General features: G+C 49.8%; 2 protein-coding genes. One reads left to right on the top strand and one right to left on the bottom strand.

The annotated features are described in order from the left end of the window. Positions 1–6 precede the first annotated feature (6 nt). A complete protein-coding gene (locus FE392_RS19510; protein WP_319931799.1) occupies positions 7–882 on the top strand; it encodes an integrase domain-containing protein in 876 nt (291 codons plus the stop codon). Positions 883–886: 4 nt separating this feature from the next. Here FE392_RS19510 and FE392_RS19505 read toward each other — a convergent pair. Next, on the bottom strand, positions 887–1,091 hold a 205-nt coding region (locus FE392_RS19505), incomplete at its 5' end, for a hypothetical protein (protein WP_319931798.1).

Raw genomic sequence — 1,091 nt, 5'->3', positions numbered from 1 at the left:
AAACGGATGAGCCGATTGATTAAGGAATTAAAATTTTTTGCCCGACAGGGCGGTGGCAGCCATAAAACCTGTCATGACCGCATTCGGATCGCGGGGCGTTTGGGGGCGTTGTTATTGAGTTTGAATATTCAAGTTAAAAGCCTTGGCCATTTAAAAACCAAGCATGTGGAGCATTACGTTGATGCCCGTTTATCGCAGGGGGTCGCTAAGCGAACGGTGCAAAATGAAATGTCCGCTCTGCGTAATATTTTCCGCATGGCAGGCAGGGAGAAACTGGAAACCTCTCCGAGTTTGAGCAATAAGGCGTTGGGATTAAATGGAGCCAGCCGCGCCGGCACGAAGCAGGCGATCTCTGATGCCACGTTTCAGACTGTGTATCAGAAAGCCCTTGAGCGTGATGCTGGATTCGCCGTCACATTGAAACTTGCCCGCTTGATGGGGCTGCGTTCTCAGGAAGCGGTGCAGTGTAGTGCTTCATTGGAAAGCTGGCGAAAACAATTAGAACAACCAGAGCCAAAATTGCATGTTGTTTTTGGTACAAAAGGCGGCCGACCAAGGCAAACCCGTGTATTGGATGTTGCGGCGGTGAAAGAGGCTGTAGAACAGGCCATTGCAGTGACTGAGCAGAGAGGTGGCAGATTGATTGATAAGCCAGATCTCAAGCAGGCCATGAACTACTGGCGCGCACATACTACAAAGATTGGGTTAAAGGGCTACCACTCTCCTCATAGTTTGCGGTATGCATGGGCGCAGGAAGCACTGGTGTTTTATCAACAAAATGGTTTTAGTCATCAAGAGTCAAGGGCATTGGTTTCAATGGATTTGGGACACGGCGATGGTCGCGGGCGTTATGTGGAGCGGGTTTATAGTCGTTCAACTTAGCAGTTCAGTTATTGAGATAGATAAAACAATCCGTTAAAGTAACCTCGCCATTGGCACAATCCAATGGCAGGGATTCGCAACCCTGTAATGATCGACCCACTGGTAGGATGTTTCTGCCAGTGCGCTTGCATTCGCCTTTTCTATGGCGGTTCAGGTAGGGGAGGCTTCGGCCTCGCCGGATTGGTTGATCTCCGGTATTGCGAACCCTG

Origin of the sequence: Xenorhabdus santafensis, from assembly GCF_033949405.1 — a bacterium.
Lineage (GTDB): Bacteria > Pseudomonadota > Gammaproteobacteria > Enterobacterales > Enterobacteriaceae > Xenorhabdus > Xenorhabdus santafensis.
The sequence above is the reverse complement of the archived record's forward strand: the minus strand, read 5'-3'. Positions and strand labels throughout refer to the sequence as shown.

Bases quoted from the DNA above. Each gene is read 5' to 3' on its own strand.
- FE392_RS19510 (WP_319931799.1), top strand. From the start codon at position 7: ATGAGCCGATTGATTAAGGAATTAAAATTTTTTGCCCGACAGGGCGGT.